Origin of the sequence: Bradyrhizobium sp. LMG 9283 (assembly GCF_045571415.1) — a bacterium.
Taxonomy (GTDB): Bacteria; Pseudomonadota; Alphaproteobacteria; order Rhizobiales; family Xanthobacteraceae; genus Bradyrhizobium.
On sequence record NZ_CP120691.1, the window covers coordinates 7917234 to 7941791 of the forward strand.

Annotated in this window: 20 protein-coding genes; 4 read left to right on the forward strand and 16 right to left on the reverse strand. The window is 63.6% G+C overall.

What is annotated here, in order from left to right:
* Nucleotides 1-233: 233 nt before the first annotated feature.
* The gene (locus P6U29_RS36845; RefSeq protein WP_407115029.1) at nucleotides 234-632 is read left to right on the forward strand and encodes a YybH family protein; all 399 of its coding nucleotides are present in this window, start codon (nucleotides 234-236) and stop codon (nucleotides 630-632) included.
* A gap of 43 nt (nucleotides 633-675) precedes the next feature.
* On the forward strand, nucleotides 676-4047 hold the full coding sequence (locus P6U29_RS36850; protein WP_407115030.1) for an AAA family ATPase: 3372 nt from the start codon (nucleotides 676-678) through the stop codon (nucleotides 4045-4047).
* A gap of 822 nt (nucleotides 4048-4869) precedes the next feature.
* Here P6U29_RS36850 and P6U29_RS36855 read toward each other — a convergent pair.
* From P6U29_RS36855 to tolQ, 11 genes are all read right to left on the reverse strand, one after another.
* Nucleotides 4870-6036, reverse strand: coding sequence for an IS110 family transposase (locus tag P6U29_RS36855; protein ID WP_407112656.1), 1167 nt, complete (start codon nucleotides 6034-6036; stop codon nucleotides 4870-4872).
* A gap of 192 nt (nucleotides 6037-6228) precedes the next feature.
* Nucleotides 6229-8151, reverse strand: a complete 1923-nt coding sequence (gene ftsH, locus P6U29_RS36860; RefSeq protein ID WP_027573106.1) for an ATP-dependent zinc metalloprotease FtsH — start codon at nucleotides 8149-8151, stop codon at nucleotides 6229-6231.
* Between the two features lie 278 nt (nucleotides 8152-8429).
* Complete coding sequence (gene tilS, locus P6U29_RS36865) at nucleotides 8430-9488, reverse strand: tRNA lysidine(34) synthetase TilS (protein ID WP_407115031.1); 1059 nt, start codon at nucleotides 9486-9488, stop codon at nucleotides 8430-8432.
* Nucleotides 9489-9632: 144 nt separating this feature from the next.
* Nucleotides 9633-10709, reverse strand: a complete 1077-nt coding sequence (gene ybgF / locus P6U29_RS36870) for a tol-pal system protein YbgF (RefSeq protein ID WP_407115032.1) — start codon at nucleotides 10707-10709, stop codon at nucleotides 9633-9635.
* A gap of 205 nt (nucleotides 10710-10914) precedes the next feature.
* On the reverse strand, nucleotides 10915-11403 hold the full coding sequence (gene pal / locus P6U29_RS36875) for a peptidoglycan-associated lipoprotein Pal (RefSeq protein WP_018641585.1): 489 nt from the start codon (nucleotides 11401-11403) through the stop codon (nucleotides 10915-10917).
* Nucleotides 11404-11647: 244 nt separating this feature from the next.
* Complete coding sequence (locus P6U29_RS36880; RefSeq protein ID WP_407115033.1) at nucleotides 11648-12412, reverse strand: N-acyl amino acid synthase FeeM domain-containing protein; 765 nt, start codon at nucleotides 12410-12412, stop codon at nucleotides 11648-11650.
* 164 nt (nucleotides 12413-12576) lie between these two features.
* Nucleotides 12577-14904 (reverse strand): putative bifunctional diguanylate cyclase/phosphodiesterase, encoded by a 2328-nt coding sequence (locus P6U29_RS36885; RefSeq protein ID WP_407115034.1) that lies wholly within the window; start codon nucleotides 14902-14904, stop codon nucleotides 12577-12579.
* Between the two features lie 258 nt (nucleotides 14905-15162).
* The gene (gene tolB / locus P6U29_RS36890; protein ID WP_407119537.1) at nucleotides 15163-16509 is read right to left on the reverse strand and encodes a Tol-Pal system beta propeller repeat protein TolB; all 1347 of its coding nucleotides are present in this window, start codon (nucleotides 16507-16509) and stop codon (nucleotides 15163-15165) included.
* A gap of 41 nt (nucleotides 16510-16550) precedes the next feature.
* A complete protein-coding gene (locus P6U29_RS36895; RefSeq protein ID WP_407115035.1) occupies nucleotides 16551-17510 on the reverse strand; it encodes a protein TolA in 960 nt (319 codons plus the stop codon).
* Nucleotides 17511-17514: 4 nt separating this feature from the next.
* Nucleotides 17515-17967, reverse strand: coding sequence for a protein TolR (tolR, locus tag P6U29_RS36900; RefSeq protein WP_407115036.1), 453 nt, complete (start codon nucleotides 17965-17967; stop codon nucleotides 17515-17517).
* Between the two features lie 43 nt (nucleotides 17968-18010).
* Nucleotides 18011-18727, reverse strand: coding sequence for a protein TolQ (gene tolQ, locus P6U29_RS36905; protein ID WP_028180156.1), 717 nt, complete (start codon nucleotides 18725-18727; stop codon nucleotides 18011-18013).
* Nucleotides 18728-19189: 462 nt separating this feature from the next.
* Here tolQ and P6U29_RS36910 point away from each other — a divergent pair, with 462 nt between their 5' ends.
* Nucleotides 19190-19708 carry a DUF2231 domain-containing protein gene (locus tag P6U29_RS36910; RefSeq protein ID WP_407115037.1) on the forward strand — a complete coding sequence of 173 codons (519 nt, stop codon included), beginning with the start codon at nucleotides 19190-19192 and terminating at the stop codon, nucleotides 19706-19708.
* A gap of 12 nt (nucleotides 19709-19720) precedes the next feature.
* On the opposite strand, the gene P6U29_RS36915 is transcribed toward P6U29_RS36910, so the two are convergent.
* A complete protein-coding gene (locus tag P6U29_RS36915; RefSeq protein ID WP_407115038.1) occupies nucleotides 19721-20488 on the reverse strand; it encodes a serine acetyltransferase in 768 nt (255 codons plus the stop codon).
* Between the two features lie 303 nt (nucleotides 20489-20791).
* Between P6U29_RS36915 and P6U29_RS36920 the strand changes: the two genes are divergently transcribed.
* Nucleotides 20792-21955 carry an acyl-CoA desaturase gene (locus tag P6U29_RS36920; protein ID WP_407115039.1) on the forward strand — a complete coding sequence of 388 codons (1164 nt, stop codon included), beginning with the start codon at nucleotides 20792-20794 and terminating at the stop codon, nucleotides 21953-21955.
* Nucleotides 21956-22065: 110 nt separating this feature from the next.
* Here the strand turns inward: P6U29_RS36920 and P6U29_RS36925 are convergent, their stop codons facing one another.
* The 4 genes from P6U29_RS36925 to P6U29_RS36940 all read right to left on the reverse strand — a co-directional run bounded on the left by P6U29_RS36925 (nucleotide 22066) and on the right by P6U29_RS36940 (nucleotide 24430).
* The gene (locus P6U29_RS36925) at nucleotides 22066-22557 is read right to left on the reverse strand and encodes a DUF2852 domain-containing protein (RefSeq protein ID WP_407115040.1); all 492 of its coding nucleotides are present in this window, start codon (nucleotides 22555-22557) and stop codon (nucleotides 22066-22068) included.
* Nucleotides 22558-22678: 121 nt separating this feature from the next.
* Complete coding sequence (locus P6U29_RS36930) at nucleotides 22679-23419, reverse strand: TetR/AcrR family transcriptional regulator (protein ID WP_407115041.1); 741 nt, start codon at nucleotides 23417-23419, stop codon at nucleotides 22679-22681.
* 188 nt (nucleotides 23420-23607) lie between these two features.
* The gene (locus tag P6U29_RS36935; RefSeq protein ID WP_407115042.1) at nucleotides 23608-23973 is read right to left on the reverse strand and encodes a YciI family protein; all 366 of its coding nucleotides are present in this window, start codon (nucleotides 23971-23973) and stop codon (nucleotides 23608-23610) included.
* Between the two features lie 52 nt (nucleotides 23974-24025).
* Nucleotides 24026-24430, reverse strand: a complete 405-nt coding sequence (locus tag P6U29_RS36940; protein WP_407115043.1) for a YciI family protein — start codon at nucleotides 24428-24430, stop codon at nucleotides 24026-24028.
* Between the last annotated feature and the right edge of the window lie 128 nt (nucleotides 24431-24558).

Genomic DNA, 24558 nt, shown 5'->3' on the forward strand with positions numbered 1-24558 from the left:
AAGTGAAGACGAAGTCCAGGGCGTGTGCTTCCAAATGAGAAGTCCGCTTCCAAATCTGGAGCGGACATGGCAGGCACTGCGGCTAGCTCGCCTACTGACCTCTTTGCGGACTTTCGGTTACCTCCCCGCTTACCTCAGCACGTCGGCTGGTTCCCCCGCACATTCCGGATTTTCCCACCGCTCAGTTGGAGTATGATCCGGCGGTCACCAGCACTACTCTGAGGGAGGGAATCATGACGAACTTGGGCCCCTCGACGAGCTTCGACATCAGAGCCGAAATTACCGCGGCTTATGCCGCCTGGGATTCGGCATTCAACAAAGCTGATGCTAAAGCGGTGGCCGAAGCGTACGCCTCGAACGCTAAAGTGCTGCCTCCGACACATCAAATCATATCGGGTACGGCAGAAATCGAGAATTTCTTCGCTGGGCTTTTTTCGAGCGGATTCGCCGATCACAACCTGACGATCATAGATGCGGGTGGGGACGAGAAGGTAGCCTACGGCACGGCGAGATGGAGCGCCAACGGCAAGGGAGGGGATGGGTCCCGCCAAGCTGCCGGCGGGATCGCTACGCACGTGTTTGAGCGTCAGGCGGACGGCTCGCTGAAGCTGAGGTTGCACACTTTCAACTAAGCCGGCCGTACGCCTCGCCTGACACCAGGCGAGGAGGCGTCGCGTGAACATCGCGGAATGGCTCCATGGTCTTGGGCTGGAGCGGTACTCCCAGGCCTTCCAGGATGCGGAAGTCACGCCTGAGGTACTGCCAGAGCTCACCGAGGATGACTTGCGGGAACTTGGCTTGCCACTCGGCCCGCGCAAGACGGTGTTGAAGGCGATTCACGCACTCGCTCCGTCGAGCCGTCCCATACCTGTGGAGGTTCGCGCCTCGCCTGGACCGCCAAAACTGCCACTGCCGTCGGAGGCAGACCGGCGGCAGCTCACAGTCATGTTTGTCGATCTGGTCGGCTCAACTGCACTCGCCTCGGGACGTGACCCTGAGGAGCTGCGGGACCTGATGCAGGCCTATGACAACACCGTAGCGAGCGAGATCACCCGGTTCGAGGGCCACGTTGCCAAGTTTCTGGGCGATGGCGTTCTCGCTTACTTCGGCTGGCCGCGGGCGCATGAAGATGAGGCGGAGCGCGCAGTTCGCGCCGGGCTTCGGATATCCAAAGCGGTCGCCGCCCTTACGGAGCCGGCTGGTGCGGCACTTGCTGCTCGCGTTGGCATCGCAACCGGTCTGGTCGTCGTCGGCGAACTGACTGGCGAGGGAGAAGCCCGCGAGCGTTCGGTCATTGGAGAAACCCCGAATCTGGCTGCCCGCTTGCAAGGGCTCGCCGAGCCCGGCGGCGTTGTAATCGCCGATTCAACGCGCCGCCTTATCGGAGAGGCCTTCATATACCAAGATTTGGGAACGGTGCCTCTCAAAGGATTCCCAGGGCCGGTGCGGGCGTGGCTCGTCATCAGCGAGGGCGCGGCCGAGAGTCGATTTGACGCCCAGCACGGGATGTCGACAACCGCGCTGGTCGGGCGCGACCAGGAGCTCGCACTTCTCTTGGACCGATGGGAGCAGGCGAAAGGGCGAGAGGGACAGATCGTTCTGCTCGGCGGCGAACCGGGCATCGGCAAATCTCACCTGGTGCGAGCACTGCGCGATCGGCTGGCAGGCCTGCCGCACACATGCCTGAGTCATTTCTGTTCGCCATTCCATACCAACAGCGCCCTGTATCCTATCGTTGGGCTCCTTGAACGGGCAGCGAGGATACGGCGAGAAGACCCTTCCGAAGAACAGCTCGATAAACTTGAGGCAATGCTCACTCTTGCGACAGACGACGTGCGCGGGAGCGCACCGGTTCTCGCAGACTTGTTGGCCATCCCGACAGGCGAGCGCTACTCTCCGCTGGCGCTTAGTCCGCACCAAAAGAAGGAGCGAACGTTCCAGGCTCTGTTGGAGCAGATCAAGGGCTTGGCAGCAAAGCAACCTGTTCTTGCCATCTACGAGGACGTCCACTGGGCCGATCCCACCACGCTCGAATTCATTGATCGGGCCGTTGACGAGGTGCAGCGCCACTCGATCCTGATGATCGTTACTTTCCGACCGGAATTCGTTCCGCGCTGGACGGCGCACGGACACGTGACAGCACTCTTCTTGAGCCGGCTGGGGCGCAGGCAAGGTACTGCCGTGATCGAGCGGATAACCGGCGGCAAACTGCTTCCGCAGGAGGTGCTCGAGCAGATTTTAGCTAAGACAGACGGTGTCCCGTTGTTCGTCGAGGAGCTCACCAAGACCGTCCTTGAATCTGGGCTGCTTAAGGATCGGGGGAGCTGCTATGAGCTTGTTGGTCCATTGCCCTCGCTGGCGATCCCGACAACGCTCCAGGATTCGTTGATGGCCCGTCTTGACCGGTTGGCACCCGTTAAGGAGGTCGCCCAGATAGCGGCCTGCATTGGGCGTGAGTTTGGACATAACCTTCTGAAAGCAGTAACGCCGCTCAGTGAAGATGCCCTCCAGCGCGCTATCAACGAACTCTTGGAGGCGGAACTCGTCTTCCGACGAGGAGTGCCCCCGGATATCGGCTACACGTTCAAGCATGCGCTGGTACAGGACATCGCGCACGAGAGCTTGTTGAAGAGCAAGCGACAGCAGATCCACACTCGTATCGCAGCAGCTCTCGAAGAGCATTTTCCTGCGCGTGCGGAGATGGAGCCGGAGACGATAGCTTTGCATCTCGCAGAGGCCGGGCTGGCGGCCAACGCGGTCGGCTATTGGCTGCAAGCCGGCCGAAACGCCGCGGGGCGTTCCGCCAATCTCGAAGCGATCACGCATCTCTCAAAAGGGCTGGAGGCGCTCAAGGCCCGTCCAGAAGGGCCGGAGCGGGATCGCCAAGAACTCGCGCTCCAGACAGCAATTGGAGGTCCGCTGATCGCCATTCATGGATACACGGCTCCTCAGCTTGGCACTGCTTTCAGCAGGGCTCATGCGCTCTGCTATGAACTCGACGACACGGATGCGTTGTTCGCCACACTGAGCGGCAAGTATATTTTTCATTTCGTGAGAGGCGATTACCAAGCCATGCAGAGCCTGGCTGCCGAGGCACGCCTCGCAGCCGAGCGAACCAAGGACATGGCACTGGAATTGGGTGCGCATCGTTTGGCGGCTCTCACGGCTATGCACGCCGGTGACTTCCTTACGGCCCGCTGCGAGTTCGAGACGATCTTGGACCAGTATGACCCGGTCGCCCATCGGCCAGCGCCTGTGCACTATGTCCATGACCCGAAGGCCTCCGCGTTACCGTACCTGGCGGTCGTGCTTTGGGTCCTTGGCTATCCCGATCAGGCCCTGAGAACAAGCCGTGCGGCGTTTGAGTACGCTGCGGAGCTGAACCAGACGAACCTTACCGCTCACGTCGCGGTGTATGGCGGAGCGGGACCTGCGGAGCTGATGGGTGACGTGGCGGCCGTGCGTGCGCACGCAGACGCCATCATCGACCTCGCCGATCAGCACAGCTTGAACTACTGGCGGTTGAGCGGTCTCATCCTTCGGGGTTGGGCCATAGCGCAGGAAGGCGAGGCGGAGGGTGGCTTGGCGCTCATGCGTCAAGCATTGAACGAGCGGGACAGGCTCGGAGCCAGCTGGTACCAAATTCGGTACTTGTGCATGCTGGCATCAGCCCATTTGCAGCTTGGTGATGGCGAGAAAGGGCTCGCTGCGCTGGCAGAAGCAAAGGACCTCGCGGCGCGCAATGACGAACATATGTGGGACGCAGAGGTTGCATGCATTGGTGGCGAACTAAGGCGCATTCTTGCAGCTCCAGCGGATGAGGTCGAGGCCTATTTGCAAACTGCACTTGATGTGGCACGCAGGCAAAGTGCGAAGTCCCTCGAGCTGCGTGCGGCCATGAGTCTGGCTCGGCTTTGGCGCGACCAAGGCAAGCTTATCGAAGCGCGGGCTCTCCTTGCCTCAACGTACGAATGGTTTACAGAAGGGTTCGAAACGTGTGACCTCCTTGCCGCAAAGGCACTCACCGCCGAATTGGCTGAGCGCTAATGGTTGTTTCGTTCAGTGACGCGATCCAGCCGTCGCAGCCCGCGTTCAGGAGTACCCAGTCGCGGGGGCAGTCACCTCTCGTTCTTGCAGGATCCCGAGCAGTTTAACGAGGACGTGCTCATTTCCTTGGGCGTGGCGGTGAGAAGCCGCAGCCCGCGCCGAAACGAGAAGATCGCAGGGCGGGCCAAGCGCCAGCGTGCCCACCACTTCTGCTGCGAATACTGTGACATGGCGGGCACGGCACAAGTGCGCCTTTCCACCCCACAAAGCTGGTGCCAAGTCAGGGCGAGCGCAACTGCATCAAGATCGTCATTTGCGAGCGCAGCGAAGCAATCCAGAATCCCTCCGCTGTGACAGTCTGGATTGCTCACATGGGGATTTGATGTGTCAAGATTTATGGTCAGCTCTTTGTTCGATTGCAGGCCAGCTCTTCGTCCCGACCGCGGAACCTTTCGGATGGCGCGCGCAGATCAGGTCAAGACCGGCCCGTGAGGGCCGCCGCGAAGCGGCTTGGTCTTGACCTGAGCGAGCACGCCTTCAGGCTCGTTAGGTCGGGAAGTGCGGCGTGAACTACTCCTATGGTTGGCGATCCAAGGGTCGAGCCGGTTTTGGCAATCTGGTTTGCATGCCAGATCAAACTCACATTCGGTCGTTGCGCGGTGGCGACTGCACCAACATTCCGCTTGCGGCGGGCAGGCTCGAGAGGACGAGACCCTTCTTCGTTACGGCGTTTGAAGCCATGCAATCCATCGGTTCGTCCACCCGGATCGGCCGAGGCTGATCAACCTCGGCGGATTGGTTTTGAGGCTGAGAGGCGTGGTGTCAGGCGCCGGGCTTCACCACGGCTCCCTCGATCACGACGCCGGCGGTCACGTATTTCCACAGGGCCACGAGCAGCTTGCGCGCCAGCGCGACGATTGTGCGCTTGCGGCCGCGCTGGCTGTTGGCCTTGAACCACTGGGTCAGAGCCGATTGAGGCTGGTGACGTATCCACAACCAGGCGAGCTGGATCATCGTGGTTCTCAGGCGCGGATTGCCGGCCTTCGACACGCCCTGCTCACGCTCAATGCCGCCACTGCGCCATGGCGTGGCCGCAAGACCGGCATAGGACGCAACCTGGCGGCGGTTGGTGAACTGACGGTGGAAGGCCTCCGACCAGAGAATGGCAGCAAAGTTCGGGCCCAGGCCCTTCAAGTCGAGCAGCATCGCGACCGGGTTCGATGCAGCCTTCTCGCCTGCTGGTCGGCTTGCAGCCAGCAATGCATCCTGCTCGCGCTCTACCGCCGCGATCTGGTCGAGCAGAAGTTCGAGCCGGTCGAGCTCGCGGCTGATCTGCGCCTTCAAATGCGCCGGCAGCAGCCGCCCGTCCCCCGTGCGCAAGGCCTCGAGCCGCGTCCGTCGATCGCGCCGCAGCGGCACGTAGTCGAATATCCCTTGCGCAAACAGAACACCCTTGATCCGGTTCACATGCACGATCCGCTCCGCGATCAAGGTCCGCCGCTCCCGGCAAAGCCTGCGGCGGTCCTCTTCTTCCGGAGAGGGGGCAACGACCATCGCGCAGACCCGTGGCTCGCCGCGCTTGTAGGCCAGAAGCGACCGCAACAGCGTCTCGCCGTCCAACCGGTCCGTCTTGGCCCGCCGGCGTCGGCGCGGCGTCGCGATCGAGGCCGGATCGACCACGTAGCTCTCGACGCCCTCCGACTGCAGAGTGCGGTGAAGCCAGAACCCATCCAGCCCCGCCTCCTGGATGGTGATGATCGGATAACTCTCGCCCGTTCGCGCCTGGGCCTTACGCTTCAGCGCTGCAAAGAGCTTCAAAAGCTCCGCAATAGCGCCGGCCTTCACGCTGTGTTTGGACATCTTCTCGCCCTTGCCGGGCGACAGCGATGTAACCAGCCATGTCGAACGGCTCAGTTCCAATGACACAAAAATTGCGCCAATCTGCGTCCGGATAGCGGCCAGTCCGTCGGAAAGATGATCGAGCAACATCGTTGTCTCCAGGTTGAGTGCTTCAGCAACCTCAGTCTGGCCTCAGACCCGGTCGCTATCCACTCCCATGGAATCTTCGCTGCGCTCACAGCAATGACGGAGCACCGAATTGCCTGCGGTGCAAATCGCCGCTGCCCAACAAAAAACGCGGCGTTGCCGCCGCGTTCTTCAATTCGATCTGCCGCTTCTCGATCAGGCCTGCGGCTGCGGCTCGAGGCCCGGATCCGGATCGGGGCGCGGGCGCGGCTTGCCGGCCGGGGGCACGGCGGAGGCGCGCGGCGTGGTCGGCTCAAGCACGGACTCGCGGTTCGGCTTCTTGCCCCTGAGCAGGTCGACAATCTCCTCGCCGGTCAGCGTCTCGAACTCGAGCAGGCCCTTGGCCAGCGTCTCGAGATCGGCGCGCTTCTCGGTGAGAATGCGGGTCGCTTCCTTGTAGCCCTCTTCGACCAGGCGCTTGATCTCGGAATCGATCTTCTGGACGGTGGCTTCCGACGCGTTCTGCGTGCGCGACACCGACATGCCGAGGAAGACCTCGTCCTGGTTCTCGCCATACGAGACGGTGCCGAGCTCCTCTGACAGGCCCCAGCGTGTCACCATCATGCGGGCAAGGCGGGTGGCCTGTTCGATGTCGGAGGCGGCGCCCGAGGTCACCTTCTCGCGGCCGAAGATCAGCTCTTCGGCGACGCGGCCGCCCATCATGATGGCAAGGCGCGAGGTCATCTGCTCCAGCGACATCGACAGCTTGTCGCGCTCGGGCAGCTGCATGACCATGCCGAGCGCACGGCCGCGCGGGATGATGGTCGCCTTGTGGATCGGATCGGTCGCAGGCACGTTGAGGCCGACGATGGCGTGACCGCCCTCGTGATAGGCCGTGAGCAGCTTCTCTTCCTCGGTCATGACGAGCGACTTGCGCTCGGCGCCCATCATCACCTTGTCCTTGGCTTCCTCGAACTCGGCCTGCGTCACCATCCGCTTGTTGCGGCGGGCGGCGGTGAGCGCAGCCTCGTTGACGAGGTTCATCAGGTCGGCGCCGGAGAAGCCCGGGGTGCCGCGCGCGATGGTCTTGAGGTTGATATCGGGCGCCAGCGGCACCTTGCGGACGTGAACCTTGAGGATCTGCTCGCGGCCGACGACATCGGGATTGGGCACAACGACCTGGCGGTCGAAGCGGCCCGGACGCAGCAGCGCGGGATCAAGCACGTCGGGACGGTTGGTCGCGGCGATCAGGATCACGCCTTCGTTGGCCTCGAAGCCGTCCATCTCGACCAGCAGCTGATTCAGCGTCTGCTCGCGCTCGTCATTGCCGCCGCCGAGACCGGCGCCGCGGTGACGACCGACGGCGTCGATTTCGTCGATGAAGATGATGCAGGGCGCGTTCTTCTTGGCCTGCTCGAACATGTCGCGAACGCGGCTCGCGCCGACGCCGACGAACATTTCGACGAAGTCCGAACCGGAAATGGTGAAGAACGGCACGTTGGCTTCACCCGCGACCGCACGCGCGATCAGGGTCTTACCGGTGCCGGGCGGGCCGACCAGCAGCACGCCGCGCGGAATGCGGCCGCCGAGGCGCTGGAATTTGCCGGGGTCGCGCAGGAATTCCACGATCTCCTGCAGGTCCTGCTTGGCCTCATCCACGCCGGCGACGTCCTCGAAGGTGACGCGGCCATGCGCCTCCGTCAGCATCTTGGCGCGCGACTTGCCGAAGCCCATCGCCTTGCCGGCGCCGCCCTGCATCTGCCTGGACAGGAAGATCCAGACGCCGATCAGCGCGATGAAGGGCAGCCAGGAGACCAGCAGCGAGACGAACCAGGGCACGTTGTCGCCCGGCGGCTTCGCGGTGATCTGCACCTTGCTGTCGTAGAGCCGCTTCACCAGCGTCGGATCGTTCGGCGCATAGGTCTGGAAGCTCGAGCCGTTGGTGAAGGTGCCGTGGATGTCCGGCCCCTGGATCACGACGTCGCGCACATTGCCGCGGTCAACTTCGCTCAGGAGCTGGGAGAAGGCGATGTCCTGCGAGGACGCCCGCTGACCCGGATTCTGGAAGAGCGTGAACAACGCCAACAGCAGCAAAACAATGATGACCCAGAGGGCGAAATTGCGCAGATTGGCGTTCATCGATCTTCCTTCGTGGTCGCGCGGATCGCGGCCTGGTCCTTCAGGAGTTACTTGGGCAAACTAGAGAAAATCCCCAAGGAATCCTCTCGGTTAGACGCATACAATTTAGGTGCCGCCCGGGTCGCTGCCAAGGGAATGAGATGGGACTATTTAGCCCATCTTAGAGCGATTCCCGCTGAAATAATGGCGCCCGGAGCGAGGTTTTTCCTACCTGGTTAAGGTGTCCTGACGGCGCGGGGCCGAAATGGCTGGTGTCATGATCCGCCCCGGTCCCGAGCTTATCCACCCCCACGACGCCTTGCCGGCGCCGGTGCGATTTGGATACGCCCGCCGGCGAAGCTGATCAAGGCTCCCGCGAGGGTTTGCTTCAGGACCGGCCGGCCCGTGGCGCGGGCATCGAGACTTGCGGCAATGGCCTGGTCCAATGCGGACAGCAGGGTTTCGACCTTGCCGAGTTCCGCCGGCCCTTCATGTCCGAGCGCGTTGATGGCCCGCAGCAGGAGCCGCAGCCGGACCTCCTCCGGCAGGACGGCAAAAGCCGAGGCCTCGAAGCTTCGGACGCCCGCCTGTGGCGCATCGCCGCGATCCCGCAAACGGAGGAAGCGCTCGGCACCGTCGGCCAGCACCTCGACCGCCGCATTGGCCCGTGCCAGCCTTGCCGCGAGCCGCGCCAGATTGCGGGCGTCGCCGCCCTCCGCCGCGAGAAGCGGCAGCAGCGCGCGCAGTCGCGGCCGGGTGAAGGCGGTGTCCCGGTTGGTGGGGTCCTCGGCAAAGCCCACCTTCGCCCGCCTCAAGGTCGCGATCAGCTGCGATTTCGGGACATCGAGCAGCGGACGCGCCAGCACGATTCCGTCGCGCTCGCTGAGGGGCGCCATGGCCGACAGCCCGGCAAGTCCGCTGCCGCGGAAGAGGCGCATCAACAGGGTTTCGGCCTGGTCGTCGCGGGTGTGGGCCGTCAGCACATGGCTCGCACCGGCGGCACGCGCGGCCTCTGCGAGCAGGCGGTAGCGGGCCTCGCGCGCAGCGGCAGGCAGCCCCGTCTTCGGCTTTGCGCCGCGCCAGCGCAGGGTCCGATGCGGCAATCCGAGCTCGGCGGCGAGCCGCTTGACCTCGCGTGCCTCGCGGGCTGCCTCGGGGCGCAGGCCGTGATCGACGGTGACGACGGTGAGTTGCGGCCCGCGCGCGAGGCTGCGCTGCCAGCGTGCCGCAAGCCACATCAGCGCGACCGAGTCGGGCCCGCCGGAGACCGCGAGCACCAGCGCCGGCGCAGCCTTCAGGCCGGCGAAGAGCCGCCTCGCCTCGCGCGCCGAGATCGGAGAATTGTCGTCGTAGGACATGACGTGGCCCTGACAGTCGCCAGACTGTTTAACGCAGCGCGCTCCGCACTGTCAGCGCCCTAACGCTGCGAGTCGGATGTCTGCCGATGTTCACCTCTCCCGTAGGGAGAGGTGAACATCGGCCGACCAGTAAGGTCTAACTCGCTAGCACTTCACCCGCTTCTGCTCGCGATCGACCGCGGCTTTGACGCCGGCGGAGGCGCGCGGATATTTGCGGCCGACCTCGCCGAAGGCGGCGCAGGCGGCCTCCTTCTCCTTCAGCGCGGCGAGCGACTGGCCGAGCCGCAGCAGCGCGTCCGGCGCCTTGGCCGATTTTTCGTATTTGGTGGTCACGGCGAGGAAGGCTTCCGCGGAGTCGCGATATTGCTGGCGCTGGAAGTAGCTCTCGCCGAGCCAGTATTGCGCATCTCCCACGAGCGGGTCGCTCGGAAATTTCTGCGCAAAGTTCTTCATGGTCTGCTCGGCGAGGGCATAGTCCTTGCGCTGCATGTAGCCGATGCCGAGGTCGAACTCGTCGCGCGGCGTCGCCGAGGGCGGCAGCGTCGTCAGGCCAGCGCCGCCCGATGGCGCGGGATAGCCGGATTGCGCCGGCGGATAGCCGGGCTGCGCGGCTGGCGGCACACCTTGCTGGTAGCGGGGGCTGGTGTTGGCGAGATCGAGTGGCTCGCCTGCGTTGCGGCCGCCGGGTGCCCCGCTCGGAGCTCCTGCCGGCATCGGCTGCTGCCCGCCGCCGAGCGCGCGCGGCGCGCCCGGCGCGTTCGGGTTCTGGCTCGGATCGAAGGCATCGCCACGGCGGCGCGTGCCGGGTGCGCCGGGCGCCGGCTGCTCCTGAACGATCGGCGCGGGCGCGGCGATCTGCGGCTGCTCGTAGTTCGGCTGCACGGCCTGCTGTTGCGGCGGCTGCTGGCGATAGCCGGGCGCGATCTGACTTGGTGCGATCTGCGCAGGCGGCATCGCCGCGACGTTGGGCGCCTGTCCGGGCGCGGCTTGCGCGCCACCCTCGAGCGCCCGCAGCCGCTCCTCGAGCTGGCGGTTGCGGTATTGCAGCTCCTCGTTCTGGCCGGTGAGCTGGCGCAGCTGGTTCTCCAGCCGCTCGATCCGCATCTCCGGGTCGGCATCATCCGACTGCGCGAAGACCGATTGCGCAAGTGCGGGCGAGCACAAAGAGAGCAGCGCGGCGGTCGCCACGGTGCCGGTAAAGACCTTAAATCTGGATGACATCTTGCCCTGACGACGAAAGCGAAATGGCCTGCGACGGAACCTTCGCGCGCCACACATTGAAGTGGAGTACGCCAAAAATGTGACTGATACCAAGGGGTTTCTGTCACAGAATGCTGAAACGAAACCGGCGCCCGAGAAGGCGCCGGCATCATCCAATTCCGAAGCTGAACGGTACCTGACTGATCGTCAGGAACCTGGCTGGACGTCAGGAGCTCGCGTTCAAGACAGTGACGGCGCGGCGGTTCTGCGACCAGCAGGAGATGTCGTTACAGACGGCCACGGGCCGCTCCTTGCCGTAGGAGATCGTGCGCATGCGATTCGGATCGATGCCGCGCGAGGCGAGGAACGACCGCACCGACTGGGCACGGCGGGCGCCGAGCGCGATGTTGTATTCGCGGGTGCCGCGCTCGTCGGCATGACCTTCGATGGTGAAGGAGTAGCGCGGATAGGTCTGGAGCCACTGTGCCTGCTTCTCGAGCGTCACGATCGCCTGCGGGGTCAGATCGGTCTGGTCGCTTTCGAAGAAGACGCGGTCACCCACGTTGACGACGAAATCCTGCTGGCTGCCGGGCGTCGCCGCATTGGCCATCGCATCCGTCGCAGCATTCTTGTTGGCGCAGGCGCCCATCGACAGCGCGACAGCGAGCACCGCGGCCAGCTTCAATCCCTGGAGGATACGCATAGGATGTTTCATTCCGGAGCCTCCACGCTCACGTTAGTCCACTGCTGTCCGGTCTACAGGGGGTTGGTTAAGCGAACGTTCCGTCAACCTTGACGGAACCTTGCCACAGCCGGTCAAATGCCCCCCAACCAGCGAAAAGCAACCGGCATGGTTAATGAGTTGTAAATGTGGCGCGAGGGTGAAGGCAAGCCGCGTCGGTCGGCAAAAGCGCCGGCCTTTGCTGGAATTTTAGGCCTAATCGAAGGCCTGGTTGCTCCTACTGGACGGAACCAAGCGCCGGAGCCGACACATCCAGGTTACGCGGCGTGGTTAGCAGCACCGGTCGGGTCGCGGCTTGGCGCGCCGTGCTCCGCTCAAACAGCATGCGCCGCTCAAACGCGCTGGAGCGCATGATCGGAAAGCGTGCCAGAACCTTGTCCCGCTGCCGCCGAACGTCGGTCGCCATCAGGACCGCCTTCTTGGTGGGCCAGCCCGGAAACCCCCGCGGCTCCGGCGAAATGGTCTCGTGCAGGAAGATGCGGCGGTAAAACGCCTGATGATCGGTCCGGATCATGGCGAGGCCGGTGTCGGCATTGAAGTGATCGCACGCGACGAAGGCCAGGCGGACCGTGAGGTAGGGCAGTTCGGGAAAGCGCTGGTGCTTGTCGGGATCAGCAACAAGCCGACACGGATCGACAAAGACCTCGCCGCGATCGAGGCGGGGATGCAGCATGTCGCCGAACACCTCGGTGGTATAGGACATCCGCCATTCCGAGGTCAGAAGATGAATGCGGACGGAGCTGCAAAGCTCTCCATCAACATAGATCCCGAAATTCCAGGTGTTGGGCGTCTCGTCGAAGCGATCGCTGACGCGCAGTGAAGCGGACGGCTCGATCAGACCGGCCTGCAGATAGGCGCGGTAGCGCATCAAATACAGCTTGTCCTTGTCCTCGGGAGTTTCGATGAGCCGGTAATCGATGCGGTCAAACAACGCTGCCCCTCGGGGAAGGAGCGCCGAGGTCGGTTCGGCTCCGGACTTCATCTGCTACCTCTACACTCCAAGCAACTTCCGCGAGTAGCAGGAGATTAATGGTTCCTTAACGAAATTGCAAAGCCTTAGAACTGTTAGGGTTAACTTTTGCGGGCTCCGCAAGACTACGGAGCAAGCGAGAGCCGATTGTGATGAAGGAAGCTGCCAGGAAAGGATCAGGCCGATCGCGATGACGCGACGGCGAGCTGGTCGTCAGGCATACGGCGGCCATGCGAGGCGTTGAGCAATTGGCGGATTCGCACCGCCGGAACGGGCCGGCTGAACAGGTACCCCTGCCCTTCGGTCACGGTGCCGTCGGCGCTGATCAGCTCGAGCTGCTCGTTGGTCTCGATACCCTCGACCACGACGGCCATGCCGAGGTCGGCGGACAGCCGCGCGACGCCGCGCAGCAGCGTCAACGGCCGGTCGGTATCGATGCCTTCGAGGAAGGAACGGTCGATCTTCACTTTCTGCATCGGGAAGTTGTGCAGGTAGCTGAGGCTGGAGTAGCCGGTGCCGAAATCGTCGAGCGAGATGCGCACGCCGAGCGCGTGCAATTGCGACAGGATGTCGTGAGTGAGCTGGGTGTTGCGCAGCAGCGAGGACTCGGTGATCTCGATCTCCAGTCGATGCGCCGGCAAGCCCGACACTTCGAGCGCGTAGCGGATTTCGCTCAAGACATCGCGCTGGTGGAATTGCTGCGGCGAGAAGTTGACGGCGACGCTGACACTCTCCGGCCACTTCATGCATTCCATGCAGGCGCGGCGCAGGATCCAGCGACCGAGATCGACGATCAGGCCCATGTCCTCGGCGACCGGGATGATATCGACCGGCGAAACCGTGCCACGGACCGGATGATTCCAGCGCAGCAGCGCCTCACAGGTGGTGATCTTGCCGGACTTCAGATTGACCAGCGGTTGGAAGAACAGCTCGAATTCCTCGTTGGCGAGCGCCTTGCGCAGGTCGAGCTCGAGGATGCGGCGGGCCTCGACGGTCGCCGCCATCTCGTCGCGGAAAAAGCAGAAGGTGCCGCGGCCGTCGGCCTTGGCGCGATACAGCGCCATGTCGGCGTTCTTGAGCAGCGTATCGGCGCTGGTGCCGTCAGGCGAGGTCAGTGCGATGCCGACGCTGGCGCCGATCTCGACCAGGTGATTGTCGATGCGATAACGCTCGCTCAACCGCTCGACGATGCGGCGGGCGAGCGCTGCGGCGTCCTCGGGCGCGGCGATGTTCTGCTGGAACACGACGAACTCGTCGCCGCCGAACCGGGCGACGAAATCCTCGGGCCGCAGCATCTCGCGCAGGCGGTTGGCGACGGCGCACAGGAGCTGGTCGCCGCAGGGATGGCCCAGCGTGTCGTTGACCTGCTTGAACTGGTCGAGATCGATGAACAGCAGCGCGGAGAGCTGCTCCGCATCGTGCGAGACAGCCAGCAGGTGCTCGATCTCGTCGCGGAAATTGACCCTGTTCGGGAGGGCCGTGAGGTCATCATATCGCGCAAGATGGCTGATCTTGGCTTCGGCGTTGCGCCGCTCCGTAATATCCTCGAGCAGCAGCACGGCTCCTCCGTCTGCCATCGGCTGAACGGTCCAGGACAGCGACCGATTTCGCTCGATGTTCGTATCGGCGGTGATGATCTCCTTCTCCAGCGAACTCTCGATGCCAGCGATGATCTGCTCGCCGTTCGCAACCGAGATGGATCCGGCTTTGACACACGCCGCGATGATGTCGCGCGCGCTGGCGCCGCTCTGCGGCAGATTGTCGGGCAGGCTCATCATCGCCGCGAAACGGTGATTCATCACGGCGAGCTGCCCATCGAGGTGGAACATGCAAAGCCCGTGCGGCATGTTGTTCAGGGCGGTGTCGAACTGGCCCGCGAGCGCCGCTTCGCGCTCGCGGGCCACCACCGCTCTCATGAATATCCTGTGCAGGTTGACCGAGAGCTGCATGATCGCCAATAGGAAGGCAGCGCTCACAACCGCCATCGCGACATAGTAAGGCGTGCCGCGCCACGCCAATGCCAAGACCGCCGGGGCGAAAATGAGCACGGCCTGAAGATGGAAGATCGACGGTCGTCCGTACGCCCTTGCCGCTCCCCCTGCGGCAATGCCTGTGGTGACCGACAGAGCAATCATGTGCGCGACCGCGTCGTCGGTCGCAAGCAGGGTCGTGCCGCACCAGGTGCCAATCGCAGCTGCCTGAATCATCGCACCGATCTGATAACGCGTCTGCCAGCGTTTGGCCGCCTCGGCGGTCACGTTCGACTTACGCGCCTGATAGCGACGCAAGTCGATCGCCCGCACCGTCCCAGCCAAGACGAGTAGCGCCACGCATGCCCAAATGAGGGGCTCGCCCGTCTTCAGCGCCGTCAGCGCAGCACCGATCGACACGAAGATGAGTCCGGCCAGCAGCGGTCCCGGCGCTTCAAAGAGCGAATCGATTTGCGCTGCCGGGTTGACCCGCGGCGGCTGCCCGTGCTCTCCGCTCTGGCTTGCGAACTGCATTTTGGTTTGTACGCGCGTCCTGTTCGGCGCGTAGTCTTACCCAGCCGAGATGAAGCTTTTCTGAGGGAACATCGTTAAATTCGAGTTGTTTTTCGGTAATAACGAATATATTTCCGCTTAGATATCAAGCAGCTAGGCAAGCGTTGCCGGGCGCAAGGTGAAGGAAGTCTTGCTCTGCGCAACGAACGCGAAAAAATCGGCGCGCTTTTTCGAAAACATCGCGCGTTCTGAACACGCGATGTTTCAACTGCGAGGTTGTCAGCCCGACGTCGAGGACAGCAGCGGCGACCATGCGGGGTCGGAGGCGAAGCCCGGCGTCGGCACCTTCAGCTCATTGCGGCCGGAGATGTCGACGGAGTACAGCGACGGCCCGCTGTTGCCGCCGGGATCGCGGAAGAACATCAGCACGCGGCCGTTCGGCGAGAAGGTCGGGCCCTCGTTGTGGAAGCCGGAGGTGAGCAGCCGCTCGCCGCTGCCATCGGGCTTCATGACGCCGATCGAGAACTGGCCACCGCCCTGCCTGGTGAAGGCGATGTAATCGCCCTTCGGCGACCACACTGGTGTCGAATAGCTGGCGTTGGTGTCATCCTTGGAAAAGGAGATGCGCTGCGCCTGTCCTCCGCCTGCCGCCATCACATAGATCTGCGACCTGCCGCCACGATCGGACTCGAAGCAGATGCGAGTGCCGTCGGGCGAGTAGGACGGAGACGTGTCGATTGCCGGCGTATCGGTGAGGCGCGTGGTCGAACGCGAGCGCAGATCCATCACGAACAGGTTGGAATTGCCGCCCTGCTGCAGGCTCATGATGACGCGCTGGCCATCCGGCGAGAAGCGCGGCGCAAAGGTCATGCCGGGGAAGTTACCGACGATCTCGCGCTGGCCGGTCTCGATGTTGAAGAGATAGACCTTCGGATCGCCCTGGCCAAATTCCATGTAGGTGATCTCTTGCGAGTTCGGCGAGAAGCGCGGCGTCAGCACGAGGTCGGAGCCGCGGGTCAGGTAGCGCACATTGGCGCCGTCCTGATCCATCATGGCAAGCCGCTTGACACGGCGCTCCTTCGATCCGGTCTCATCGACGAACACCACGCGGCTGTCGAAATAACCCTTCTCGCCGGTCATCCGCTCGTAGATCTGGTCGGAGATGATGTGGGCGATGCGGCGCCAATATTCCGGCGAGGTGAAATATTGTTGTCCCGTGAGCTGCTGGCCGGAGATGACGTCCCACAGGCGGAATTCGGCCTTGAGGCGGCCGTCCGGCTGCCGCGTCATGCGGCCGGTGACGAGGGCCTGGGCGTTGATGGTCTTCCAGTTCTGAAATTGCGGCGCGACGTCCATGTTGCTGATGCGCTCGATGAAGGCGGCCTGGTCGATCGGTGCGAACAGGCCCGAGCGTTTCAGATTGTTGGTGATGACCTGTGTAACGCCGTTGCCGACTTCGCCGTCGGAGGGCGAGCCCGGCAGGAAGTTGGTGATCGCGATCGGGATCGGCTGGAATGCCGTGGGATCGATGCGGAGACGGCCCTCCTGCCCTTGAGCGAAGGCGCGTCCGCTCCCGAGCATGGCAAGCGTCGATCCGGTGACGGTCATGAAGCGGCGGCGGTTCATCGATCGGACGTCATTCATCGCAAAATTCTTTTGTTCGGATGTCACAACATATCTTTCAGACCGAAGGTCATCGGAATGAGCTTCCAGCTCTCATACTGCTGCTTCGGCATGAACGAATAGACCTGGCACTGCACGATGGCGCGCTTGGCACTCTCGGCGATGGCCTGAGCAATCGAGCGCGACGGTCCTCGCACCGCGACGACAATCGGCTCCGAAGCAAGCGATCCGTCGATCTTCATGGGAATGTCGATGTCGGCCTCGTACTGATCGGCGTCCTGTCCGTTATAGGTCGGCGTGAAGCAGCGCTTGACGGCGCCCTGGAACGCACCCCGCCAGGTCGCGACGTTGTTGGCGGCTGTCCCCGTCGCCGCCCCCAGCGAGGCCGACGCATTCAGCGCCGAGCCGGCAAGCTCGTGCCGAGTCGCGGCGCGCTTGTCGAGGTCGCGCTGGATCTGCGCGGGATCGAAAGTGCGCTCCTTCGGCTTCGGCTGATGCTGTGGCTGGACCGCAGCGACCTTTTGCTCCACCGGCTTGGGCGGCGGCTTCTTGGTCTCCAGCTTCTTCTGGAGTTCGGCGATCGGATCTTCCTTGGCCGGATCAGGCTTCTTTTCCTGCGGCTTCGGCTCTTCCTTCGGCTTGGCCTCGGCGACCGGCTTCGGCGGCTCGGGCTTCTTCTCGACCGGCTTCTCGACGGGTTTCGGCGGCGGCTCGGGCGCCGAGTCGGTCTTGATCAGCTCTTTCTTCTCGGTGACCTTGCCGACGGCATCCTCTTCGGGCTTCGCTTCCGCGATCTTCTCGACCTTGGGCTTCGGCTCTTCCTTCTTGCCGGTCTTCTGCCCCGCCATCATCTTGGCGAGCTGATCGGTGGAGATGATGTCGACCGGAAGCGACTCCTCCGGAGCGATGTAAGCCTTGCTGCTAAAGGTGAGCAGCCCCCATCCCAGCACGAGGACGTGGAGGGCAATCGACGCAACGAGTGTCTTGTCGACGTTCACCTTCACGGCTTCAAGACCCCTGATCCGCTTCCGTGACGAGCGCCAGCTTCTTGAATCCGGCGCCGGACAACAGGCCCATCACCTTGGCCACCGTGCCGTAATCCGCCTTCTTGTCGGCGCGGAGATAGATGCGTTCCTCGAGCCCGCCGCGCGCATCCGTGATCGCCTTGAGCTTCGGCACCAGCTCGTTCAGCGCGATCTCGGCATCGTTGATGAACACCTTGCCCTTGATGTCGACCGACATCTGGATCGGCTTCTGGTCGTTGTTTTCGAGGCTCTTGGCCTGGGTCTGAGGCAGGTCCAGCGGCACGCCGACCGTCAACATCGGCGCCGACACCATGAAGATGATGAGCAGCACCAGCATGACATCGACCATCGGCGTGACGTTGATCTCGGCCACGACCGGCTTGCGCCGGCCGCGGCGCCCACCGCCGCCGGACGAACTCGCAACGTTCATCGCCATGATCGCGTGCCCAAATTGCCCTTCACACTATACATGCCGTCCGTCAGCCCCGCTCGTCGATCTGACGGGACAAAATGGCTGAAAATTCATCGGCGAAGCCCTCCAGCCGCTGAGCCTGACGGTTCACCTCGGACGTGAACTTATTGTAGAAAATAGTGGCAGGAATGGCGGCGATAAGGCCGACCGCGGTCGCAAACAGCGCCTCGGCGATACCGGGGGCCACCACCGCCAGGGAGGTATTTTTCGACGCCGCGATCGACTGGAAGCTCGACATGATGCCCCAGACCGTGCCGAACAGGCCGACGAAGGGGCCGGCAGAGCCGACAGTCGCCAGCACCAGCAGGCGCCGTTCCAGGCGCTCGACCTCGCGCGCGATCGAGACGTTCATCACCTTGTCGATGCGCATCTGGAGCCCTGCGACCGAGCGGGCATGGCTCTCGAAGGAACGCTTCCACTCGCGCATCGCAGCCACGAAGCAGGCCGCCATGGAATGCGTCGGCTTGGCCGAAAGCGTGCGATAGAGCTCCTCGATCGACTCGCCGGACCAGAACGCCTGCTCAAACCGATCCATCGAGCGGCGGGTGCGCGCGTAAAGAAAGATCTTGTCGATGGCAATCGCCCAGACCCAGACCGAGCAGGACAGAAGTCCCAGCATCACCGCTTTCACGATCCAGTGAGCCTGCCAGAACAGCGCAATCAGCGACACGTCGGCGGAGGCAGCAACCGGAAGGGCTGACTGAGCCACGTCGGCCGGATTCATAAGCAGTATCCTCTCAAGGCGATCGTTACCTAATGTCCTTCGGCCAGCCATTCGCTGCCGGTGTTCCCCAACAGCCGCGCTAGAACCGGCGCGCGGCCAGCAAGCCCGCTCAAAGCCTTGTCTTTCTGGGGTGCAGGGCTCGTCCAAGCCGGCCGCCTGCATTCCCCGCCAAGATGTCAAAACTAAGGGCCTCGACACGGCTTCGGGCGTGACTGTCCGCTCTTACCAGAGCCCGGCGTTGGTTAATGCGGGGTTACCGGCCGCGAATTTGGCTGCCGGAAAGGCAGGCAGCGCAGGGGGATGGGGCGGCGGGCCGGCCATGGCTCGTGTCCCGGACGCACCGCATCGGCCAAGAGACGCTGCGCTGCGTCCGGGGCACGAGTTCCGCGCCCACGTCCAACCGAAGGAACCCCCCTCGCCCCGGAACATTGTCCGGAAAATCATTTCGGCGAGGCTCCTGCCATGACCATCAACCCAAAGACGACCGCCGCCATCGGCGATCATCCGCTCCACCCCATGCTCATCCCGTTCCCCGTCGCGTTCTTGGTCGGCGCGCCCATCGCCGATCTGGCCTTCATTGGAACCGGCGACGCCTTCTGGGCGCGCGCCACGATGTGGCTGATCGGCGCCGGCATCGTCATGGCGCTGGTTGCCGCCGTAGCCGGCTTTACGGACTTCTTGAGCGAGCCGCGCATCCGCCGTCTCAATGACGCCTGGTACCACATGGTCGGCAATCTCACGGCGGTCGTGCTGGCACTGGTCAATTTCTATCTTCGCTACGCGCAGGGTGCAGAGGCCGCGATCAAGCCGTGGGGCGTGGTGCTCTCGCTGGTCGTGCTCGGCATCCTGCTGTTCACGGGATGGAAGGGCTGGGAGATGGTCTATCGGCATCACGTCGCCGTGATGGATGCACCGGGCCAGACCAGCTCGGAGCCGGTCACGCCGCCTCATGGCGGCGAAAGCCACCGCCGCGCCGCCTAAGCGAGGGGCGCCTCAGGCGGCTGGGGCGGACTCGGGGCAGTTGGTCAGGCGCGTAGGATAGCCGACCGCCGTGCAGCCAGCGGGGATGTCGCTCGTCACGACAGTGTCGGCGCCGATTTTGGCGAAATCGCCGATGCTGATGTCGCCGAGGATGCTTGCGCCCGCGCCGATGTAGACGCCGCAGCCGATGCGCGGCGAGCGCGCCGGCAGTTCGCTGCTGCGGCCGATGCTGACGTTCTGAAGGATGGTGACGTCGTCGCCGATGACGACGTTGGCGCCGATCACGATGCCGGTGGCGTGATCGAGATACACGGCGGACCCGATGCTGGCCGTCGGATGAATGCTGACCTGGAGCACGTTCGACGCTTCGTTCTGAAACAGCAGCGCCGCGTCGCGATGATCATGACGCCAGAGCCAGTTCGAGACGCGCCAGGCCTGCAGCGCCGCATATCCCTTGAAATGTAGCATCGGCGGCAACAGGCCGGCGATGGCCGGATCGCGAAACACGATCGCTTGCAGGTCGCGGCTTGCCGCCTCGACCAAATCCGGCTCGCCGTGCAAGGCCTCGTTGGCGAACGCCGTGAAGCGCGCGCGTGTGGCGGCGCTGCCACCAAGCCGTCGCCCGATCAGATCAGACAAGGCGGCGCCAAGATCGTCGTGGGCGAGAATGGCGTCTACGAGGACCCTGCCGAAGATGGGATCTGCGGCGCCTGCGTGGTGCGCCTCGGCGCGCATTTGCCGCCAGAGGTCGCCGCTCGTCACCGTCATAGCTCCCGTCATCGTCGCCTCCGATGCCTCCTTCTCAGGTGACAAATCTAGGCCGTCGGTCACCTGTGCGCCAAGCCGGCCAGTGGCTCAGCGCCGCAGCGGCTCCGTGAGACTACGTGCTTGCATACCAGGCATTCAGAACCATATGCTCAGCCATCGAGCTTCGGCCGACTGCTTTGGCCGGAATGGACCGGCAAAGCATCTCGTTCGCGACCCCGCGGTGGCACGCCATCAGCGGGGTTTTTCACACCTGACAGGCTTTAGCTCCGCTGGAGCGTGGCGCGCATCCTCTTCGTTCAAGGTCACTCTGAAAACATGTCGCCCAATACCGCCGCTGACGACGAGCACGACGACATCATGTATCCCTCCGTCCTACCGTTTCTCCTGGTCCATCTCGGCTGCATTGCAGCGATCTGGTCAGGCATCGATTGGCAGGCCGTCGCGATCTGCATCTCACTCTATTGCGTGCGGATGTTTGCGATAGGAGCCGGCTACCACCGCTATTTCTCGCATCGGGCGTTTGCGACCGGCCGGGTGTTTCAGTTCGTCCTGGCCTGGCTCGCACAGAGCAGCGCGCAGAAGAGCGTCTTGTGGTGGGCGGCCAAGCATCGACACCATCACCTGCATTCCGACACCGAAACTGACGTGCATTCGCCGCGTCACCGCGGCTTCCTCTACAGCCATCTCGGCTGGATTTTTTCCCGGCGGCACGACGGGACCGATCTCGTGAAAGTCGCCGATTTCGCCGCCTATCCGGAGCTGATGTGGCTGCATCGGCTCGAGCTGCTGCCGGCCTTTACGCTTGCAGCGCTCTGCTTCCTGATGGCGGGATGGTCAGGTCTGGTCGTCGGCTTTCTCTGGAGCACGGTGCTGCTCTATCACGCGACCTTCTGCATCAATTCACTTGCCCATGTTCACGGACGCAAGCGCTACGTGACGGGCGATGATTCCCGCAACAACTGGCTGCTGGCATTGTTCACGCTGGGTGAAGGCTGGCACAACAATCACCACGCCTATCAGAGCAGCGTACGACAGGGCTTTCGCTGGTGGGAGGTCGACGTGACCTATTACATCCTGAAGGTCTTGTTTTGGATCGGCGTCGTCTGGAACATGAAGGCGCCGCCCGAACAAGTGCTGCGCAACGAACAGCCGCTCGGCGCCCGGGTCATCAAGCGGGCCGCCCACGAGCTTGCCGGACGGTTCGATGCTCAGACCCTGGCGCATGCGATCTCGTCGGCGCGGCGCCGGGCCGACCTCGCCCAGCTGCAACTGCCGACGCTGCACGACATCCTCGATCGCGCGCATGACGGCGTCGATGCGCTGACGCATCTGCATCTACCGAAGATTCCGACCCGAGAGGAGTTTCTCGCCGAGGCCAAGGCGATGTTCGCGCGAACACGATCGCTCAACGAGATCGTGGACCACGCCTACGAACACTTCCTGGCGTCGGTTCGCGCGCAGCTCGTGACTTCGACCTGACCGTCGCGGCTGGTCCCCCAAGACCAGACCGCCCGCCTGCGGGTTGCGCAGGCGGGCGGCTCGGGGCCATCAGGACTTTGGGGGCATGCGCCTGAAGGCTTTGAGAGATGTCAGCCCTGCTGCTGGTCGGTCGGCGGCGGGGTCGGCCGCGTCCTGTGCTGCGCCATGAACTGGTCGAACTCTTCCTTGTCCTTGGCGTGACGCAGACGGGTCAGGAAATCCTTGAACTCGCGCTGCTCTTCCTCGAGGCGCTGCAGCGTCTCGGCGCGATATTCGTCGAAGGCGCGGTTGCCGGAGGACGGCGGGCCGAAGCCAAAGCCGAAGCCGCGGCGCTCCATGCGGTCACGCATGCGATCCATCCTGTACTGCATCCGCTCCATCTTGTTCTGCCAGCGATCCTGTTGGCTCCAGCACGACATTCTTCTGCTCCCGAGTGTGAAAAAAAGAAGGGCAAGTCCGATCGGCCACCAAATGATGAAGCCGAGAATGGTCACGGCGATCCACCCGGGATGCCAGGGCGTATCGAGCATGCCGGGACGCTCGTACTGTTGGTATTGGTCCGAAGGGCCGCGCCATCGATTGACATCAGCGGTGTAGGCCATTTCCCATCTCCATCACGGCGTCTGCGCCGTTGTGAATGTAAATAACATTTACATAGCTAGACCATCCCGCGATTTTGTCAAGCCGGCCGCCAGACAGGGCGGGCGAATTATTTGCGCAACTTTATTTCGGCTTGCCCCAGGGGCCGCCCGGAGGCACTCCAGAACCGGAGGCAGCCTCCGGCGGCACCGGCGGCGGCTCGGCACTCTTGCTGGCCGGACGGCGGTCGATCGGGAAGCCGAGCCCGCGCAGATAGATCAGCACCTCGGCCTCCAACAGCTCGTCCGGCGACATCGGCAGCTTGCGCCGCGCCGCATCGCCACGCGAGAACAGCGAGGCGACGCCGTGCGACATCGACCAGATGTGCAGCGCCATCATCATTGCCGGCGGACGGGGTGTACCGGGTGGCGTCAGCGCCGCGAGGCGCTCCGCGGCGGCGCGAATGATGTTGAAGGCCCGTTCGCTGGCGGCCTGGAGTGCGGGATTGGCATCGACCGGCACGCCCGATTCGAATATCGCGTTGTAGAAGGCAGGCTCCTCGCGCGCGAAGGCGAGATAGGCCTTGCCGACACGTTCGAACGCGGTGACCGTATCGGGCCGCCCGTCGTCCCAGGCCGCGGACAGGCGCGCCTCAAACTGCTCGAAGCCGCGCTGGGCGATCGAGGACAACAGCTCGTCGCGGTCGCGGAAATGCCGATAGGGCGCCGCTGCGCTGACGCCGGCCATACGGGCGGCATCGGCAAAGGTGAAGCCCGCCGCGCCCTTCTCGGCGATCAGGCCGAGAGCGGCCTGCAACAGGGCCTCCTTCAGATTGCCGTGGTGATAGCCGCGCTCGGCGCGGCGCTGTTCCTTCCGCCAGCTCATGTGAACGACCTTTACATGAGCCGGACGTGAAGGTCACTAGCGGGAATCGCGCGTGATTAACCCGTATTCTCCGCAGTCATTCCGGGGCGGCTCATTGAGCCGAACCCGGAATCCCGAGATTCTCAGGTGCGCAATTGCGCACCAGAGTTCGATGCTTCGCATCGCCCCGGAATGACGCTCGCCAGAAGCTACATCTGCGGAACGGGCAGGACCGGCATCACCTCGATCGCCTCGCCCGGAAAGATCGCAAAATGCGGATGGTTCTCGAACAGTTTGGCAGCTTCCTCCTGTGAGGCGGCGCGCACCACGGTGAAACCGGTCAGCGCATTGCTGACCGCGGTGATGCCGTTTCCGTCGATCCTGCGGGTCTTGCCGAGCGGGCCGCCCATCTCGAGGATGACGGATTTGTGCTTCTCGACCCAGCCGTGCCAGGCAGCCATGCCCTCCTGCTCCTTCGCCTTCCGTTCGGCCTCGGGCAGCGCGCGCCAGGCCGCCATTTTCGATCCGGTCATGCTGCCGAGATAGACGGCGAGGAATTTGTTTTCGGTGCTCATGAGCTTCTCCTCAGGGTTGATTGGTTGGAAAGTCGCGTCGCGGCCAACTCGTCTACGTCTTCAGGTCGCCAAACCCGGCCACGATCTCCTGCACTTCAGGAGAGTAGTCGGCGATCTCCTGCACCTGCCGGATCTCGATGATCTCGTTGGGCGAGGCAGGACACTTCTTCGCCCAGGCGATCGCCTCCTCGCGCGAGGCGACCTCGATCATCCAATAGCCGCCCAGGACTTCCTTGGCTTCCGCGAAGGGCCCGTCGGTCACGACAGGCACGCCGGTCGCGAACGAGACGCGCGCACCCATGGAGGGCGGGTGCAGGCCGTCGAGCGTGATCAGCACGCCGGCATCCTTCAGCGCCTCGTTGTAGCGCATCATCGCGGCAACCCGCTCGGGATCGAGTTGCACGTCAGGCGGCGCGTTCTCGTAGCCGAGCGGGATCATCAGCATCATGAATCGCATGGAGTTTCCTCGCTTTCACTGTCGTGGGGCCGCCCACCCTCGCCTCCAAGACGAATGAACTCTCAGGGAACCGACATGCCGCAGAAAATTGTTTTGCGGAGGTTGCCGACGCGGAAGATCGACAGCCG

Bases quoted from the DNA above. Each gene is read 5' to 3' on its own strand.
- P6U29_RS36845 (WP_407115029.1), top strand. From the start codon at position 234: ATGACGAACTTGGGCCCCTCGACGAGCTTCGACATCAGAGCCGAAATT.
- P6U29_RS36855 (WP_407112656.1), bottom strand. From the start codon at position 6,036: ATGTTGCTCGATCATCTTTCCGACGGACTGGCCGCTATCCGGACGCAG.
- ftsH (WP_027573106.1), bottom strand. From the start codon at position 8,151: ATGAACGCCAATCTGCGCAATTTCGCCCTCTGGGTCATCATTGTTTTG.
- tilS (WP_407115031.1), bottom strand. From the start codon at position 9,488: ATGTCCTACGACGACAATTCTCCGATCTCGGCGCGCGAGGCGAGGCGG.
- ybgF (WP_407115032.1), bottom strand. From the start codon at position 10,709: ATGTCATCCAGATTTAAGGTCTTTACCGGCACCGTGGCGACCGCCGCG.
- pal (WP_018641585.1), bottom strand. From the start codon at position 11,403: ATGAAACATCCTATGCGTATCCTCCAGGGATTGAAGCTGGCCGCGGTG.
- P6U29_RS36880 (WP_407115033.1), bottom strand. From the start codon at position 12,412: ATGAAGTCCGGAGCCGAACCGACCTCGGCGCTCCTTCCCCGAGGGGCA.
- P6U29_RS36885 (WP_407115034.1), bottom strand. From the start codon at position 14,904: ATGCAGTTCGCAAGCCAGAGCGGAGAGCACGGGCAGCCGCCGCGGGTC.
- tolB (WP_407119537.1), bottom strand. From the start codon at position 16,509: ATGAACCGCCGCCGCTTCATGACCGTCACCGGATCGACGCTTGCCATG.
- tolR (WP_407115036.1), bottom strand. From the start codon at position 17,967: ATGGCGATGAACGTTGCGAGTTCGTCCGGCGGCGGTGGGCGCCGCGGC.
- tolQ (WP_028180156.1), bottom strand. From the start codon at position 18,727: ATGAATCCGGCCGACGTGGCTCAGTCAGCCCTTCCGGTTGCTGCCTCC.
- P6U29_RS36910 (WP_407115037.1), top strand. From the start codon at position 19,190: ATGACCATCAACCCAAAGACGACCGCCGCCATCGGCGATCATCCGCTC.
- P6U29_RS36915 (WP_407115038.1), bottom strand. From the start codon at position 20,488: ATGACGGGAGCTATGACGGTGACGAGCGGCGACCTCTGGCGGCAAATG.
- P6U29_RS36920 (WP_407115039.1), top strand. From the start codon at position 20,792: ATGTCGCCCAATACCGCCGCTGACGACGAGCACGACGACATCATGTAT.
- P6U29_RS36925 (WP_407115040.1), bottom strand. From the start codon at position 22,557: ATGGCCTACACCGCTGATGTCAATCGATGGCGCGGCCCTTCGGACCAA.
- P6U29_RS36930 (WP_407115041.1), bottom strand. From the start codon at position 23,419: ATGAGCTGGCGGAAGGAACAGCGCCGCGCCGAGCGCGGCTATCACCAC.
- P6U29_RS36935 (WP_407115042.1), bottom strand. From the start codon at position 23,973: ATGAGCACCGAAAACAAATTCCTCGCCGTCTATCTCGGCAGCATGACC.
- P6U29_RS36940 (WP_407115043.1), bottom strand. From the start codon at position 24,430: ATGCGATTCATGATGCTGATGATCCCGCTCGGCTACGAGAACGCGCCG.